At 65.2% G+C, this 15982-nt stretch carries 11 protein-coding genes; 6 read left to right on the top strand and 5 right to left on the bottom strand.

All coding sequences use genetic code 11. The features are described 5' to 3' along the window. Nucleotides 1-152: 152 nt before the first annotated feature. Nucleotides 153-1061, bottom strand: a complete 909-nt coding sequence (locus CAG33_RS04930) for a DMT family transporter (RefSeq protein WP_085585032.1) — start codon at nt 1059-1061, stop codon at nt 153-155. 205 nt (nt 1062-1266) lie between these two features. Here CAG33_RS04930 and aceK point away from each other — a divergent pair, with 205 nt between their 5' ends. The 5 genes from aceK (at nt 1267) to CAG33_RS04905 (ending at nt 9553) form a co-directional block, all read left to right on the top strand. After that, nucleotides 1267-2988: a bifunctional isocitrate dehydrogenase kinase/phosphatase gene (gene aceK / locus CAG33_RS04925; RefSeq protein ID WP_085585030.1), complete on the top strand. Its 1722-nt coding sequence runs from the start codon at nt 1267-1269 to the stop codon at nt 2986-2988. 219 nt (nt 2989-3207) lie between these two features. Next, nucleotides 3208-7119, top strand: a complete 3912-nt coding sequence (gene hrpA / locus CAG33_RS04920) for an ATP-dependent RNA helicase HrpA (RefSeq protein ID WP_085585028.1) — start codon at nt 3208-3210, stop codon at nt 7117-7119. A 335-nt stretch (nt 7120-7454) separates the two neighbouring features. Beyond that, complete coding sequence (locus tag CAG33_RS04915; RefSeq protein WP_085585026.1) at nt 7455-8576, top strand: beta-ketoacyl-ACP synthase III; 1122 nt, start codon at nt 7455-7457, stop codon at nt 8574-8576. Nucleotides 8577-8711: 135 nt separating this feature from the next. Next, nucleotides 8712-9323, top strand: coding sequence for an RNA polymerase sigma factor (locus CAG33_RS04910; RefSeq protein ID WP_085637176.1), 612 nt, complete (start codon nt 8712-8714; stop codon nt 9321-9323). Beyond that, entirely contained in the window at nt 9317-9553 is a 237-nt protein-coding gene (locus CAG33_RS04905; protein ID WP_085585021.1) for an anti-sigma factor, read from the top strand. The genes CAG33_RS04910 and CAG33_RS04905 overlap by 7 nt, the downstream gene beginning before the upstream one ends. Nucleotides 9554-9683: 130 nt before the next feature. Here the strand turns inward: CAG33_RS04905 and CAG33_RS04900 are convergent, their stop codons facing one another. After that, on the bottom strand, nt 9684-11006 hold the full coding sequence (locus CAG33_RS04900; protein ID WP_085585019.1) for a putative porin: 1323 nt from the start codon (nt 11004-11006) through the stop codon (nt 9684-9686). Nucleotides 11007-11287: 281 nt separating this feature from the next. Between CAG33_RS04900 and CAG33_RS04895 the strand changes: the two genes are divergently transcribed. After that, nucleotides 11288-12412: a GNAT family N-acetyltransferase gene (locus CAG33_RS04895; RefSeq protein WP_085637173.1), complete on the top strand. Its 1125-nt coding sequence runs from the start codon at nt 11288-11290 to the stop codon at nt 12410-12412. A gap of 81 nt (nt 12413-12493) precedes the next feature. Here CAG33_RS04895 and aqpZ read toward each other — a convergent pair whose 3' ends face one another. The 3 genes from aqpZ to CAG33_RS04880 all read right to left on the bottom strand — a co-directional run bounded on the left by aqpZ (nt 12494) and on the right by CAG33_RS04880 (nt 15981). After that, entirely contained in the window at nt 12494-13189 is a 696-nt protein-coding gene (gene aqpZ, locus CAG33_RS04890) for an aquaporin Z (RefSeq protein WP_085585015.1), read from the bottom strand. Between the two features lie 307 nt (nt 13190-13496). Further along, a complete protein-coding gene (locus CAG33_RS04885; protein WP_085585013.1) occupies nt 13497-15329 on the bottom strand; it encodes an ABC transporter ATP-binding protein in 1833 nt (610 codons plus the stop codon). An 88-nt stretch (nt 15330-15417) separates the two neighbouring features. Further along, nucleotides 15418-15981, bottom strand: coding sequence for a peptidylprolyl isomerase (locus tag CAG33_RS04880; RefSeq protein WP_085637170.1), 564 nt, complete (start codon nt 15979-15981; stop codon nt 15418-15420). Nucleotide 15982: the final 1 nt, after the last annotated feature.

Here is a 15982-nt window from a genome sequence, read left to right as displayed (position 1 = left end):
TCATCGCCGGCGGGTCGGCATTCACAGGAATGCCTTGTGGGAGCCGACCTGGCGGCGATGTCGTCGGTGCCGGCCTCATCGCTTGCAGGCAAGCTCCTACAGGGTTTTGCGGCCTGCCTGCCGGCGATGACTGTTTCAGTGACGCTGCCGGCCTAGCGTGCCGGCGCTTCGGCAGGTTTGGCCACCGCCGGCTTCAGCACCAGCCACAACGCCAGCGCAATCAACACCCCGCCATACAGATGCGCCAACGACAGCGGCTCATCCAGGAACAACGCCCCCCACAGCACGCCGAACGGCGGAATCATGAAGGTCACGGTCATCGACTTGACCGGGCCGATCGAACTCAGCAAACGGAAATAGAGAATGTAGGCGAAGGCGGTGCACGCCAAGCCCAGGCCCAGCAGCGACAGCCACACGTTCCAGCCGCCCCAGCTCGCCGGCGGTTGGGTGAGGGCGCTGTAGCCGAACAGCGGCAGCAGGAACAGCGTGGCGCCGAGCATGCTGCCCAGTGCCGACAGGCGGCTGTCGAGCCCGCCGGCTTGGTCCAGCCAGCGCCGCGCCAGGAACCCGGCAAAGCCGTAGCAGGTGGTGGCCAGCAGGCAGGCGAGGGCGCCCATCAGCAGCGGCAGGTCGAACGCTACCGGGCCTGCGCGGGTGAGCACGCCGACGCCGAGCAGGCCGAGAAACACGCCGCCGAGCTTGGCCGCCGTGAGTCTTTCGCTGAAGAACAGCCCGCCGATCAGCACGCCCATCAGCGGCGTGGTGGCGTTGAAGATCGCCGAGTACCCGGCCGGCAGCACCTGGGCGGCCACCGAGTACAGCGTGGCCGGGATCCCGGAGTTGATCAGGCCCAGCAGCATCACGGTCTTCAGCTTTCCCTTGAAGTCCCAGCTGATGCGCATCAGACCGAGGATCACCAGCAGCCCGACGGCGGCGATCGAGACCCGGAAGAACGCCGTGGGAACCGTGCCGATCACCGGCGCGATGATGCGCATGAACAGAAAGCTGGCGCCCCAGATGGCCGCCAGCGACAGTAACCGGAAAATATCGACGGGGCTCACGGGGCACCTCCTGCTGCAAAGGGACGAGAGTGTTGCCGACGGCCCCGGCGATGGCAACCGCTGTTCGGGCATTTAATTCCTGTCGGCGGCGCGCAGGGCGGACCGTCCGCGGATTTGGCGCAAATTGCGCTTCTCCTGCGCAGGCTTCCGTGGCTAAGCTCAGGCTTTGGAGCACAGATCCTTAATTCCCGCAGAGGTCTCATCTATGCCGCAGCAATGGCCCGCCACCGATATCGCCCGCCTGATCCTCGATGGCTTCGACGATTACCGCGAGCATTTCCGCCGGATCACCGACGGTGCGCGGGAGCGCTTCGAACAGGCGCGCTGGCAGGAGACGCAGACCGCCTCGGCCGCGCGGATCAACCTGTACGAAGAGAAGGTGGGCGAGACCGTGGCGCGCCTGCGCGAGCACTTTCAGGAACCGGTGTTGATGGACGTCAGTTGCTGGCCGCTGGTCAAGAGCGCCTACATCGGCATCATCGACCTGCGCTTCGACGATGAGCTGTCCGAGACCTGGTACAACTCGATCTTCTGCGGGCTGTTCAGCCATGACCTGATCAGCGACGGCTGCATGTTCATCCACACCACCCGGCCGAGCCTGCGCCGTGCCCGGGCCGCGCAGACGCGCATCTACCGGCCCGAGGGGCAACTGTCGGGCATGCTCGCCAGCATCTTCGCCGACTACCGCTTCAGCGAAGACTACGCCGACCTGCCCCGGGACCTGCAGCGCCTCGAAGCGCAACTGCGGGACAACCTGCCGGACTGGGTGTGCAAGGATCCGGAGCTGAGCGTCGAGCTGTTCTCCTCGGTGCTGTACCGCAACAAGGGCGCGTACCTGGTGGGGCGCCTCTACACCAACGACGACCAGTGGCCGCTGGTGATTCCGTTGCTGCACCGCGAAGGGCGGGGGATCCAGATCGACGCGCTGATCACCGATGAGGCGGAAGTGTCGATCATCTTTTCCTTCACCCGTTCGTACTTCATGGTCGATGTGGCGGTGCCGGCGGAATTCATCGGCTTTCTGCGGCGCATCCTGCCGGGCAAGCACATCGCCGAGCTGTACACCTCCATCGGTTTCTACAAGCACGGCAAGTCGGAGTTCTACCGCGCGCTGATCAACCACCTGGCCAACACCGACGACCGCTTCATCATGGCGCCGGGGGTGCGCGGCATGGTCATGAGCGTGTTCACCCTGCCGGGCTTCAATACGGTGTTCAAGATCATCAAGGACCGTTTCTCGCCGTCGAAGAACGTCGATCGCGCCACGGTGATCGAAAAGTACCGGCTGGTGAAAAGCGTCGACCGCGTGGGGCGCATGGCCGATACCCAGGAGTTCGCCGATTTCCGTTTCCCCGTGAGCAAGTTCGACCCGGCGTGCCTTGAGGAACTGCTGGAGGTCGCGCCCTCGACCGTGTCGCTCGAAGGCGAGACCGTGCTGATCCGCCACTGCTGGACCGAGCGCCGGATGACCCCGCTCAACCTCTACCTGGACAACGCCAACGAAGCCCAGGTGCGCGAGGCGCTGGAGGACTACGGCCTGGCGATCAAGCAACTGGCGGCGGCCAACATCTTTCCCGGCGACATGCTGCTGAAGAACTTCGGCGTCACCCGCCATGGCCGGGTGGTGTTCTACGACTACGACGAGATCTGCTTCCTCACCGAGGCCAACTTCCGCCATATCCCGCCGCCGCGCACCCCGGAGGACGAAATGGCCTCCGAGCCGTGGTACTCGATCGGGCCGCTGGACGTGTTCCCCGAGGAATTCCCGCCGTTCCTGTTCGCCGACGCCGGCCAGCGCAAGCTGTTCGACCAGTTGCACGGCGAGCTGTACAACGCCGACTACTGGAAGGGACTGCAGGAAGCGATCCGGGCGGGGAAGGTGATCGATGTGTTCCCGTACCGGCGCAAGGGGCTGGACAACGAGTGAAGGTTGCCGACGCCATCGCGGGCCTGCTCCCACAGGAACTGCACTGCTCCTGAACTGCGGTGCCTGGACTGACGCCATCGCCAGCAGGCTGGCTCCCACAGGTTTTGTCCGCGAAATGGACGCACGCCGCTTTGCGTTGTGCGCCCCTGCCATCATTTATGTCGCCAAATCTGCGACAATCGCCCCCTTGCGCCACCAGACCACCGAATTGCGTACCCGATGACCGACGAATCGCCCTCCATCGACAAACTGCTGAAGAACCTCGACCACGCCATGCTCGCCGACCGCCACCGGTTGCGCCGGCAGTTGCTTGAGCAGCGCAAGAAACCCGACCAAGCCAAGCTGGCCCAGTGGGTCGCGCGCATGCAGGCGTCCTGCGACCAGGTGCTGGCGCGCAAGGCCAGCGTGCCGGCGATCCGCTACGACGACAGCCTGCCCATCGCCGCCAAGCGTGACGAGATCAAGAAGGCGCTGGAGCAGCACCAGGTGCTGATCATCGCCGGCGAGACCGGCTCGGGCAAAACCACCCAGTTGCCGAAGATCTGCCTGGAGATCGGCCGTGGCCGGCACGGCCTGATCGGCCACACCCAGCCCCGCCGGATCGCCGCGCGCAGCGTCGCCAGCCGAGTCGCCGAGGAGCTCGGCACGCCGCTGGGCGCGCTGGTCGGCTATCAGGTTCGGTTCGAGGACCAGAGCGATTCCAGCACCCTGATCAAACTGATGACCGACGGCATCCTGCTGGCGGAGACCCAGAACGACCGTTACCTGGAACGCTACGACACGATCATCGTCGACGAGGCCCACGAACGCAGCCTCAACATCGATTTCCTGCTGGGCTACCTGAAGACCCTGCTGCCGCGCCGTCCGGACCTGAAGGTCATCATCACGTCGGCGACCATCGACCTGGAGCGTTTCTCCAAGCACTTCGACGATGCGCCGATCGTGGAAGTCTCCGGGCGCACGTTCCCGGTGGAGACCTGGTACCGCCCGCTGACCCTGGAGCAGGACGAAGAGGGCAACCGGGTCGAAGACGACTTGACCGTGGATCAGGCGATCCTCGCCACCCTCGACGAAATCGCCGCCTACGAGCGCAGCGAGCGGCGCAGTCCCGGCGATGTGCTGGTGTTCCTGCCGGGCGAGCGGGAGATCCGTGACGCCGCTGAAATGCTGCGCAAGGCCCAGCTCAAGCACACCGAAATCCTGCCCCTTTATGCGCGCCTGTCGCCGGCCGAGCAGCAGCGGATCTTCCAGTCCCATCCGGGCCGGCGTGTGGTGCTGGCGACCAACGTCGCCGAAACCTCGCTGACCGTGCCGGGCATCCGTTACGTGATCGACAGCGGCACCGCGCGCATCAGCCGCTACAGCTACCGCGCCAAAGTGCAGCGCCTGCCCGTCGAAGCGGTCTCCCAGGCCAGCGCCAACCAGCGCAAGGGCCGTTGCGGACGGGTCGAGCCGGGCATTTGCGTGCGTCTGTACAGCGAAGAGGATTTCCTCGGCCGGCCGGAATTCACCGACCCCGAGATCCTGCGCACCAACCTGGCGGCGGTGATTCTGCAGATGCTCCATCTGCGCCTCGGCGACATCACCGCGTTCCCGTTCATCGAGCCGCCGGACGGCAAGGCGATCAGCGACGGCTTCAACCTGCTGCAAGAACTGTCGGCGGTGGACCGCAACAATCAGCTGACCCCCGTCGGCCGCCAGCTGGCGCGCCTGCCGGTGGATCCGCGCATGGGCCGCATGCTGCTGGAAGCGGCGCGCCTGGGCAGCCTTCAGGAAGTGCTGATCGTGGCCAGCGCCATGTCGGTGCAGGATCCGCGCGAACGTCCGCCGGAGCGCCAGCAGGCCGCCGACCAGGCCCACGCGCAGTGGAAGGACGCCGATTCGGACTTCGCCGCGCTGGTCAACCTGTGGCGCGGCTTCGAGGAGCAGCGCCAGGCGCTGACCGCGAGCCCGCTGCGCAACTGGTGCCGCAAGAACTTCCTCAATTACCTGCGCCTGCGCGAATGGCGCGACGCCCATCGGCAACTGAGCCTGATCTGCCGCGACCTCCAGCTGAGCCTGAACAAGGAGCCGGCGGACTTCGCCAAGTTCCACAAAGCGGTGCTGGTGGGCCTGCTCAGCCAGATCGGCCAGAAGACCGAAGAGGGCGATTACCTCGGCGCCCGGCAGCGGCGGTTCTGGATTCACCCGTCGTCCGGGATCGGCAAGAAGCGTCCGCAGTGGGTGATGGCCGCCGAACTGGTGGAGACCACCAAGCTCTACGCGCGCATGGTCGCCAAGATCGACGCCGACTGGATCGAGCCGCTGGCCGGGCACCTGATCAAGAAGAACCACTTCGAACCGCACTGGGAGAAGAAGCGCGGCCAGGTGATCGCGTTCGAGCAGATCACCCTGTTCGGCCTGATCGTGGTCGGCCGCCGCCCGGTGCATTACGGCCCGGTGGATCCGGTGGTCTCGCGGGAGCTGTTCATCCGCGAAGGGCTGGTGCGCGGTGAGATCCAGTCCCGGGCCAAGTGCCTGACGGCGAACAAGCAGTTGCTGGAGCAGCTCGACGAACTGGAGGCCAAGGCCCGGCGCCGCGACATCCTGGCCGACGAAGAGACCCTGTACGCCTTCTACGACGCACGGCTGCCGGCGGAGATTCACCAGACCGCCACGTTCGACAGCTGGTACCGGGTCAACAGCCAGAAGGATCCGCAGCTGCTGATCATGCGCGAAGAGGACGTGCTGGCCCGCGAGGCCAGCGAAGTCACCGCGCGGGACTACCCGGACACCCTGCACATCGGCGACCTGGAACTGGCGCTCAGTTACCACTTCGAACCTAACCATCCCCGCGACGGCGTGACCCTGCGGGTGCCGGCGCCGCTGTTGCCGATGCTGCCGCCGGAGCGTCTGGAATGGCTGGTGCCGGGGCTGATCGAAGCCAAGTGCATCGCGCTGGTGCGCAACCTGCCCAAGGCCCTGCGCAAGAACTTCGTGCCGGTGCCGGACTTCGTCAGGGCGGCGTTGCAGCGCATGACGTTCGCCGAGGGTTCGTTGCCCCAGGCCCTGGGCCGCGAACTGCTGCGCATGACCGGTGCGCGGGTCAGCGACGAAGCCTGGGCCGAAGCCGAGCAGCAGGTCGAAGGGCATCTGCGGATGAACCTGGAAATCGTCGACGGGCAGGGCAAGTTCCTCGGCGAAGGACGCGACCTGGCCGAGCTCACCGCGCGTTTCGCCGAAGCCAGCCAGGCGGCGCTCGCCGTGCCGCAGAGTGCCAAGAGCCAGCAGCCGGTGGAGGCCAAGGTCTTTGCGCCGGTGGCGGAAAAGACCCAGCAGAAGATCGCCGGGCTGTCGATGACGGTGTATCCGGCGCTGGTGGAAGAGGGCGGCACGGTCAAGGAAGGGCGTTTCTCGACGCCGGCCGAAGCCGAGTTCCAGCACCGCCGCGCGTTGCAGCGGCTGTTGCTGCAACAGTTGGCCGAGCCGGCCAAGTTCCTGCGCGGCAAGTTGCCGGGGCTGACCGAACTGGGCCTGCTGTACCGCGAACTGGGGCGGGTGGAGGCGCTGGTCGAAGACATTCTGTTGGCCAGCCTCGACAGCTGCATCCTCGACGGCGAAGACCCGCTGCCCCGGGACGGCGCCGGTCTGGCGGCGCTGGCCGAGCGCAAGCGCGGCGCCTGGACCGAGCATGCCGAACGGGTGGCACGCCTGGTGCTGGAGATCCTCAAGCTGTGGCACGGCCTGCAGAAACGCTTCAAGGGCAAGATCGACCTGGCCCAGGCCGTGGCGCTGAACGACATCAAGCAGCAGCTCAGCCAGTTGGTGTACCCGGGCTTCGTGCGGGAAACGCCGATGCTGTGGCTCAAGGAGCTGCCGCGCTACCTCAAGGCGGTCGAACAGCGGTTCGAGAAGCTCGGCGCCCAGGTGCAGAAAGACCGGGTGTGGAGCGGCGAGCTGGCCGGCCTCTGGACGCAGTACCAGACCCGCGCCGCCAAGCACGCCCAGGAAGGCAAGCGCGATCCGCAGCTTGAGCTGTACCGCTGGTGGCTGGAGGAATACCGGGTTTCGCTGTTCGCCCAGCAGTTGGGGACGAAGGTGCCGGTCTCAGACAAGCGCCTGAACAAACAGTGGACGCAGGTCGAGGCCTAGCCTTCGGGCGCACGGCTACTGTGCAGGAGCGAGCCTGCTCGGGATGGCGGAGCATCAGGCAACGGATTGATCGATTGTCTGACAGTCCTTCAGCGCGGGCAGGCTCGCTTCCGCAGTCAATCGTCTGTTGTGTGTGGGACAGAGGTCAAAACCTTGGGTTTATGGCACACTTCGCGACCATAAACGCCGGTTTCACGGCCTAGAGCCTCCGGCGCAGGATGCGCTGCGCAATAAAGCGTCACCCGGTTATTGCGTCTACCGGACGGGAATAGACCCTTTGCGTGTTGGCACGTCGGTGCCAGCACTTTCTGCCTGAACAGATCAGAGAAACGACCATGCATAACGTCGTCATCAGCGGCACCGGCCTGTACACCCCGGCCAACAGCATCTCCAACGAAGAACTGGTGAACTCGTTCAACACCTACGTTGCGCAGTTCAACGCCGACAACGCCGATGCCATCGCCCGCGGCGAGATCCAGGCCCTGACCGAATCCAGCGCCGCGTTCATCGAGAAAGCCTCCGGCATCAAGAGCCGCTTCGTCATGGACAAGGAGGGCATCCTCGACCCTGCGCGCATGACGCCGCGCCTGCCGGAGCGTTCCAACGACGAATGGTCGGTGCTCTGCCAGATGGCCACCGCCGCCGCCGAACAGGCCCTGCAGCGCGCCGGCAAGACCGCCGCCGACATCGACGGCGTGATCGTCGCCTGCTCCAACCTGCAGCGCGCCTATCCGGCCATCGCCATCGAAGTCCAGGAAGCGCTGGGCATCCAGGGCTTCGGCTTCGACATGAACGTGGCCTGCTCGTCCGCCACCTTCGGCATCCAGGCCGCCGCCAACAGCGTGCAGCTGGGCCAGGCCCGGGCGATCCTGATGGTCAACCCGGAAGTCTGCACCGGCCACCTGAACTTCCGTGACCGCGACAGCCACTTCATCTTCGGCGACGCCGCCACCGCCGTGGTCATCGAGCGCGCCGACCTTGCGACCTCCAAGCACCAGTTCGACGTGGTCAGCACCAAACTGCTGACCAAGTTCTCCAACAACATCCGCAACAACTTCGGCTTCCTCAACCGCGCGGCGGAAGAGGGCGTCGGCGCCCGCGACAAGCTGTTCGTGCAGGAAGGCCGCAAGGTGTTCAAGGACGTCTGCCCGATGGTGGCCGAGCTGATCGGCGAGCACCTGGAAGAGAACAAGCTCAACGTCGGCGACGTGAAGCGCTTCTGGCTGCACCAGGCCAACCTGAGCATGAACCACCTGATCGTGCGCAAGCTGCTGGGCCGCGAAGCCACCGAAGAAGAGGCGCCGGTGATCCTCGACACCTACGCCAACACCAGCTCCGCCGGTTCCGTGATCGCGTTCCACAAGCACCAGGACGACCTGGCGGCCGGTTCGCTGGCGGTACTGAGTTCGTTCGGTGCCGGCTACTCGATCGGCAGCGTGATTCTGCGCAAGCGTTAAGGGACGCTTCATTTCCTCTTAATCGCGCTGACGTTTCCTACATCCGGATCAGCGCGAGCGCTGTAATTTTCGAAAGTGGCGGCAGGAGAGATCCTGCCGCCATCATTTTCGGAACCGGGACAAGGGGATTGATGGATGGCGGTTGACGACACCCAATTGCTGGCGCGTTTGCTGGCCGGTGAGCAAAAGGCTTTCAAGGAACTGGTCACGACCTACCAGAGCGCCATGCGCGCCGTGGCCTATGCCATCGTCGGCCAGCGTCATGTCGAGGAAGTGGTGCAGGACGCCTGGCTGTCGGTGGTGCGCCATATTGGCAGTTTCGAAGGCCGCTCCAGCCTCAAGACCTGGCTGCTGACCATCACCGCCAATTCGGCCAAGGGCCGCTACAAGCGCAATCGCCGCGAGGTGCTGCTGGACGACCTGCCGGCGCCGCACGGCACCCTCGATGACGACCGCTTCTCACCGGGCGACGGCCATTGGCGGGTGGCGCCGTTCGCCTGGCACCACGACACCCCCGAGGCCTTGCTGACCGAGAGCGAGCTGCGCGACTGCCTGGAACACACCCTGCAAAGCCTTTCGCAGCTGCAGGGCAGCGTGTTGACGTTGCGCGAGCAGCAGGGACTGGAGCTGGAGGAGATCTGTAATCTTCTGGACATCTCGCTCTCCAATGTCCGCGTGCTGCTGCATCGGGCACGTTTGAAGGTCTTTGCGACCGTGGAACATTTTGAGGAGACCGGAGAATGCTGACCTGCAAGGAGCAAGTGGCGCGATCCAGCGATTATCTCGATGGCCGGCTGAGCTTTCGCGAGAAACTGATGGTGCGTCATCACTTGATGTTCTGCCGCAATTGCCGGCGGTTCATCCGCCAGATGCGGCTGATGCAGGCGACGCTGCGGGCCATGCCGCACAAGCCTGAAGAGGACGTGGACGCGTTGGCCGAGCGCCTGGCGGCGCAACGCCGAAAGGATCGTTCCTGACAAAAAACTGTGGCGAGGGAGTTTGCTCCCTCGCCACAGATAAGTTGAACGGCGACAGTCCGGCGCGGGCGCTGCGAACGGATGATGGGGGATCGCCCCGTCCGCGCCGGACTGAAGTCGGTCAGCCGTCTTAGAACTTCGCTTCCGCGTCCAGCTGCAGGGTGTTGGTGTCTGCGTCGCGCTGGGTGCGGCTGGAGAAGTCAGCCTTGGTCAGGAAGTACGTGGCGCCGATGGCGAAGTTCTTGTCGATGTCGTAGCCGACCTTGAACTTGTGGCCGCGGGAGCCGGTGGTGCCGTTGGCGAAGTCCGAGTCGGTGAAGGCGCCGACCACGGCGTCGCGCTGCACGTCGCGGTAGTTGTAGTCCAGGTTCAGGCCGAAGACCTTCGACTTGGCGCCCACCAGCCATGCGGTGTCCGCATCGGTCACCGCATCGTTGTTCTTCACGTACTGGCCGTAGAACGACAGCGGCATCGGCAGGCCGCCGATGTCGATCTGGCTGAAGCCTTCGTACAGGCGGAACTGGTTGTTGGCCGAGTTGCCGTTGACCGACAGGGCGCACGGGGTGGAGGTGCCGGTGCAGCGGCTGTCTTCGTCGTTCTGATAGGCGTACACGCTGCCGCCCAGGGTCAGTTTCAGGTTGTCGGTGATGGCGAAGCGGCTGCCCAGTTGGCCGGCGGTCAGGCGCAGGTCGTGGCGGAACTGCACGCCTTCGCCGTCGACGTTGTCCTTGAGGGTGTAGTTGCCCAGGCTGCCGAACAGTTCGGCGCTGCTGCCCAGCGGGTATTTGTAGGTGACGGCCAGGCCTTCGGGGTTGATGTCGCTGTCCCAGATCACATCGCCCATGCTGACCCACGGCTGCAGCATCTTGCCGCCGATCACGTGCAGGTTCTTGATGGCGTCCGGGTGGTAGTCGATGTAGCCCAGGTCCAGCCAGATCTGCTTCTTGTCGAAGTAGTTGTCCATGTCCTGGTTGGTGGAGCGGGCGTCGTCGCCGCCGCCGGTGGCGATGCGGATGCCGGTGTCCACTTGCGGGTTGATTTCGCTGTAGGCGCCCAGGCGGGCACGGATGCGCTGACGGTCCTTGTCGCGGCCGCCGTTGTTCGACTCGCCGTCGATCTTCACGGTTTCCTGGCGGATGCGCACGTCACCCTTGAACTGGGTCTTGGCGGCCCAGGCCAGCTTCTGGTCGAAGGCGCTCTGTTCGTTGGCCTTCTTCGCGACGGCGGCCACTTGTTCGTTGGTCTCTTGCTGCGCCTGCTGGGCGATCTGCTGGGCCTTCTGATCCTTGGCCAGCTCGGTCTGCAGTTCGATGTACTGCGCCTGGGTGATCGAACCGTTGGCCTTGAGCATGTCGAGCAGTTTGGCGTCGACCGCGGCACTGGCCGGAACACTCATGGCCAGCAGCAGGCCACCGCACAGGGCCGCCGCAGTTTTCGTGGAAGCAAGACGCATAGCAATCTCCGAAGATGAGAGGGGATGGCGAAGCCATCCTGGGCACAACCGACGGTTTGACGGTCGGAAAACAGTGTCCGGGTAGAACCCGGCGCTCTAAAAACAGGCGCCAGTATCGCGACGGTTTATGACAGAGCAGTGGCACGGTGATGGCAGGTTCGTGACGATACAAAACCGCCCTGAACTATCGGTCTAGAGCGCTGTCGCCGATTCGGGCGTGTGCAACGGCAGGCCGATCGGCGATACTCGGCAGGCTGTCATGCCCCGAACCGGAGAGGAAAATGCCGCTGCAACGCCTGCACGAACTGTCGCAAATCGCATCCGCCGACTGGGATGCGCTGGTGCCGGAAAACCAGCCGTTCCTGCGCCACGGTTTCCTCGCTGCGCTGGAGGACAGCGGCAGCGTCGGCGCGCACACGGGCTGGCAGGCGGAGCATCTGTTGCACGTCGAAGGCGACCGGCTGATCGCGGCGCTGCCTGCCTACCGCAAGTGGCATTCCTACGGCGAATACGTGTTCGACCACGGCTGGGCCGATGCCTGCGCCCGGGCCGGCATCGACTACTACCCCAAGCTGCTGGTGGCCGTGCCGTTCAGCCCGGTCAGCGGCCCGCGGCTGTTGGCGACGTCGGTCGAGGATGGCTTCGAACTGCTCAAGAGCCTGCCGGGCTACCTGGAGATCGAAGGCCTCTCCAGCGCCCACATCAATTTCACCGACCCGTTCACCGACGCGGCCATGGCCGAACAGCCGGGCTGGCTGCAGCGCATCGGCTGCCAGTACCACTGGCAGAACCGCGGCTACCGGGATTTCCAGGACTTTCTCGACGGGCTCAGTTCGCGCAAGCGCAAGCAGATGCGCAAGGAGCGCGAGCAGGTGGCGGGGCAGGGCTTCAGCTTCCAATGGCTGGACGGGCACGAACTGGACGAGGCGCAATGGGATTTCGTCTACGCCTGCTACGCCAACACCTACGCCGTGCGGCGGCAAACGCCGTACCTGACCCGGGCGTTCTTCAGCCTGTTGGCCGAACGCATGCCCGAGGCCATCCGCGTGGTGCTGGCCAAACAGGGTTCAAGGCCGGTGGCGATGGCCTTCAGCCTGGTCGGGGGCGACAGCTTCTATGGCCGTTACTGGGGTTGCCTGGCGGAGTTCGACCGCCTGCATTTCGAAACGTGTTTCTACCAGGGCATGGACTACGCCATCGCCGAGGGCTTTCAGCGCTTCGACGCCGGCGCCCAGGGCGAGCACAAGCTGATCCGCGGATTCGAACCGGTGATCACCCGCTCCTGGCACTACCTGCGCCACCCCGGCCTGAAGGCGGCCGTGAAGGACTTCCTGCACCAGGAGCGCGCCGGGGTGTTGGCCTATGCCGAAGAGGCGCGGGCCGCCTTGCCCTACCGCCAGGCCTAGCTCCCACAGTACTGAACGAAAGGCATCACTGTGGGAGCCAGCCTGCTGGCGATGGCGTCAGCCAAGGCAGCAGGGCAGAGGCTATGTGTCTTCGCTGCCCAGCCAACGGTAGAGCCCGCCGCCGACCACCGCCCCCAGCAGCGGCGCCACCCAGAACATCCACAGCTGCGCGATGGCCCAGCCGCCCACCATCAGCGCCGGCCCCGTGCTGCGGGCCGGGTTCACCGAAGTGTTGGTGACCGGAATCGAGATCAGGTGGATCAGGGTCAGGGCCAGGCCGATGGCGATCGGCGCCAGGCCCGCCGGGGCACGCCGGTCGGTGGCGCCGAGGATGACCACCACGAACAGGGCGGTCATCACCAGTTCGGTGACGAACCCGGCGGCCATCGAGTACTTGCCGGGAGAATGCTCGCCGTAGCCGTTGGAGGCCAGGCCGCCGGCGATGTCGAAGCCTTCCTTGCCGCTGGCGATCCAGGCGATCAGGGCTGCCGCGATGATGGCGCCGATCACCTGGGCGACGATGTAGGCGGGCAGTTCCTTGGCCGGGAACCGGCCGCCGACGGTCAGGCCCACCGACACGGCCGGGTTGAGATGGCAGCCACTGATGTGGCCGATGGCGAACGCCATGGTCAGCACCGTCAGGCCGAAGGCCAGGGCCACCCCCAGCACGCCGATGCCCGTGGGCGAGGACGCGGCGATCACCGCGCTGCCGCAACCGCCCAGAACCAGCCAGAACGTACCTAACAACTCCGTGACCGAACGTTTGAACAGAGACATGGGAATGTCCTTGATAGACGTGCTATCGAAACTGAAACGGGTTGTGAGTCCTTGCAGATTTACGACAGGTTCCACGCCGGAGCCTTGGCTGAGTACAGCAGGGTTTGCGCGGATTTCCAGCGGGCGTGAAAAAACCGGCAGGCCCCGTGGTTGGCGGGCTCTGCCGGTTTTTGGCGGGGCGGAATCAAGCGATTCCCTGTGGGGGCGAGCCTGCTCGCGATGGCGGTGTGTCTGACAGCAATGAGGGTGACTGACACACCCTCATCGCGAGCAGGCTTCCTCCCACGGAACCGCAGGGCTGGCGCGGTCAGTCGATGCCGACGAACCCGCCGGTCTGATGGCGCCACAGCCGCGCATACAGGCCGCCATGGGCCAGCAGTTCGGCATGGCTGCCGCTTTCGGCGATCCTGCCGTTCTCCAGCACCACCAGCCGGTCCATCCGGGCGATGGTCGAGAGGCGGTGGGCGATGGCGATCACGGTCTTGCCCTGCATCAGGGTCTCCAGGCTTTCCTGGATCGCCGCCTCGACTTCCGAATCCAGCGCCGAGGTCGCTTCGTCCATGATCAGGATCGGCGCGTCCTTGAGCAGGACGCGGGCGATCGCGATGCGCTGGCGCTGGCCGCCGGAGAGCTTGACGCCGCGCTCGCCGACATGGGCGTCGAACCCGGTGCGTCCCTCGGCGTCGGACAGCAGCGGAATGAACTCGTCGGCCCGGGCCTTGTGCACGGCTTCCCAGAGCTCTTCGTCAGTGGCGTCGGGCTTGCCGTAGAGCAGGTTGTCGCGGATCGAGCGGTGCAGCAGCGACGTGTCCTGGGTGATCATGCCGATCCGTGCGCGCAGGCTTTCCTGGCCGACTTCGGCGATGTTCTGGCCGTCGATCAGGATGCGCCCGGCCTCGACGTCGTACAGGCGCAGCAGCAGGTTGACCAGCGTCGACTTGCCCGCGCCGGACGGCCCGATCAGGCCGATCTTCTCGCCGGGCCGGATGGTCAGGTTGAGGTCGCCGATGATGCTTTTCTTCTTGCCGTAGTGGAAATCCACATGCTCGAAGCGCACTTCGCCACGGGCCACGTCCAGCGGCTTGGCCTGGGCCTGGTCGGTGACGCTGACCGGCTGCGCGATGGTCTGCAGGCCGTCCTGCACCATGCCGATGTTTTCGAAGATGCCGGTGACCACCCACATGATCCACCCGGACATGTTGACGATGCGGATCACAAGGCCGGTGGCCAGGGCGATCGCGCCGACCGTGATCAGCGACTGCGTCCACAGCCACAGGGCCAGCGCCGTGGTGCCGACGATCAGCAGGCCGTTCATGGTGGTGATGGCCACGTCCATGCTGGTGACCACGCGGCCGGCCAGCTGGGCTTTTTCGGTCTGCTCCTGGATGGCTTCGCGGGCGTAGTGCTGCTCGAAGTTGGTGTGGGCGAACAGCTTGAGGGTGGCGATGTTGGTGTAGCCGTCGACGATCCGTCCCATCAGCTTGGAGCGCGCGTCGGAGGCCGCCACCGCGCGATCCTTGACCCTTGGCACGAAGTAGTAGAGCGCGCCGATGTAGGCGGCGATCCACGTCAGCAGCGGGATCATCAGGCGCCAGTCGGCCTCGGCGAACAGCACCAGCGAACTGATCGCGTAGATCACCACGTGCCACAGCGCGTCCACCGCCTGCACGGCGGAGTCGCGCAGCGAGTTGCCGGTCTGCATGATGCGCTGGGCGATGCGGCCGGCGAAGTCGTTCTGGAAGAAGTTCAGGCTCTGCTTGAGCACGTAGCTGTGGTTCTGCCAGCGGATCAGGCTGGTCATGCTCGGGCTCAGGGTCTGGTGCACCAGCATGTCGTGCAGGGCCAGGAACAGCGGGCGCAGGAGCAGCGCCACCACGGCCATCCAGGCCAGCTCAGCGCCGTGGATCTTGAAGAAGTCGACGTTCGGCGTGCCTTGGGCAAGGTCGATGATGCGGCTCAGGTAACTGAACAGCGCCACTTCGATGAGTGCGCCGAACAGGCCGATGATCAGCAGGGCGGCGAAGCTCGGCCAGACCTGCTTCAGGTAATAGGTGTAGAAGGGCAGGACGCGGTTCGGCGGGGCCGCCGTGGGGGCGTCGCGGAAGATGTCGATCAGTTGTTCGAAACGGCGATAGAGCATTGGATAACTCGCCCGGCGTGCGGGCTCTCCTTTTATCGGTGTGAGCGGCGCGCCGTCGGTGGCGGCCGCTCGTCATGCCCTGTACAGCTTAGTCGATGCGCTTGGCCGACTTGATGATCACAGGGTCGACCGGCACGTTCTGCATGCCTTGTTTGGTGGTGGTGCGGGAGTTGACGATGATGTCGACCACCTCCATGCCCTTGACCACTTTGGCGAACACGGCATAGCCGGCGTCGCGGCCCGGATCGAGGAAGGCGTTGTCGGCCACGTTGATGAAGAACTGGCTGGTGGCCGAGTTCGGGTCGGAGGTGCGCGCCATCGACAGGGTGCCGCGCACGTTGTGCAGGCCGTTGCTCGCCTCGTTCTTGATCGGGGCCTTGGTGTCCTTCTGCTGCATCTGCGGGGTGAAGCCGCCGCCCTGGGCCATGAAGCCCGGGATCACGCGGTGGAAGATGGTGTTGGTGTAGAAGCCGCTGTCGACGTACTCAAGGAAGTTCTTGGTGGTGACCGGCGCCTTGACCGGATCCAGCTCGATCTCGATCTGGCCGTTGGAGGTGTCCAGCAGCACGTGCGGCGCCTTGGCCGGGGTGGCCGCCATCAGGTTGGCGGCGAACAGCACGGAGCCGGCGGCGAGGGCGATTTTTTTCAGCATG

This window comes from Pseudomonas sp. B3(2017) (assembly GCF_002113595.1).
In the GTDB taxonomy this organism is placed as follows: Bacteria; Pseudomonadota; Gammaproteobacteria; order Pseudomonadales; family Pseudomonadaceae; genus Aquipseudomonas; species Aquipseudomonas ekonensis.
Note: the sequence above shows the minus strand (reverse complement) of the source record. Positions and strands in the feature narration are given on the sequence as shown.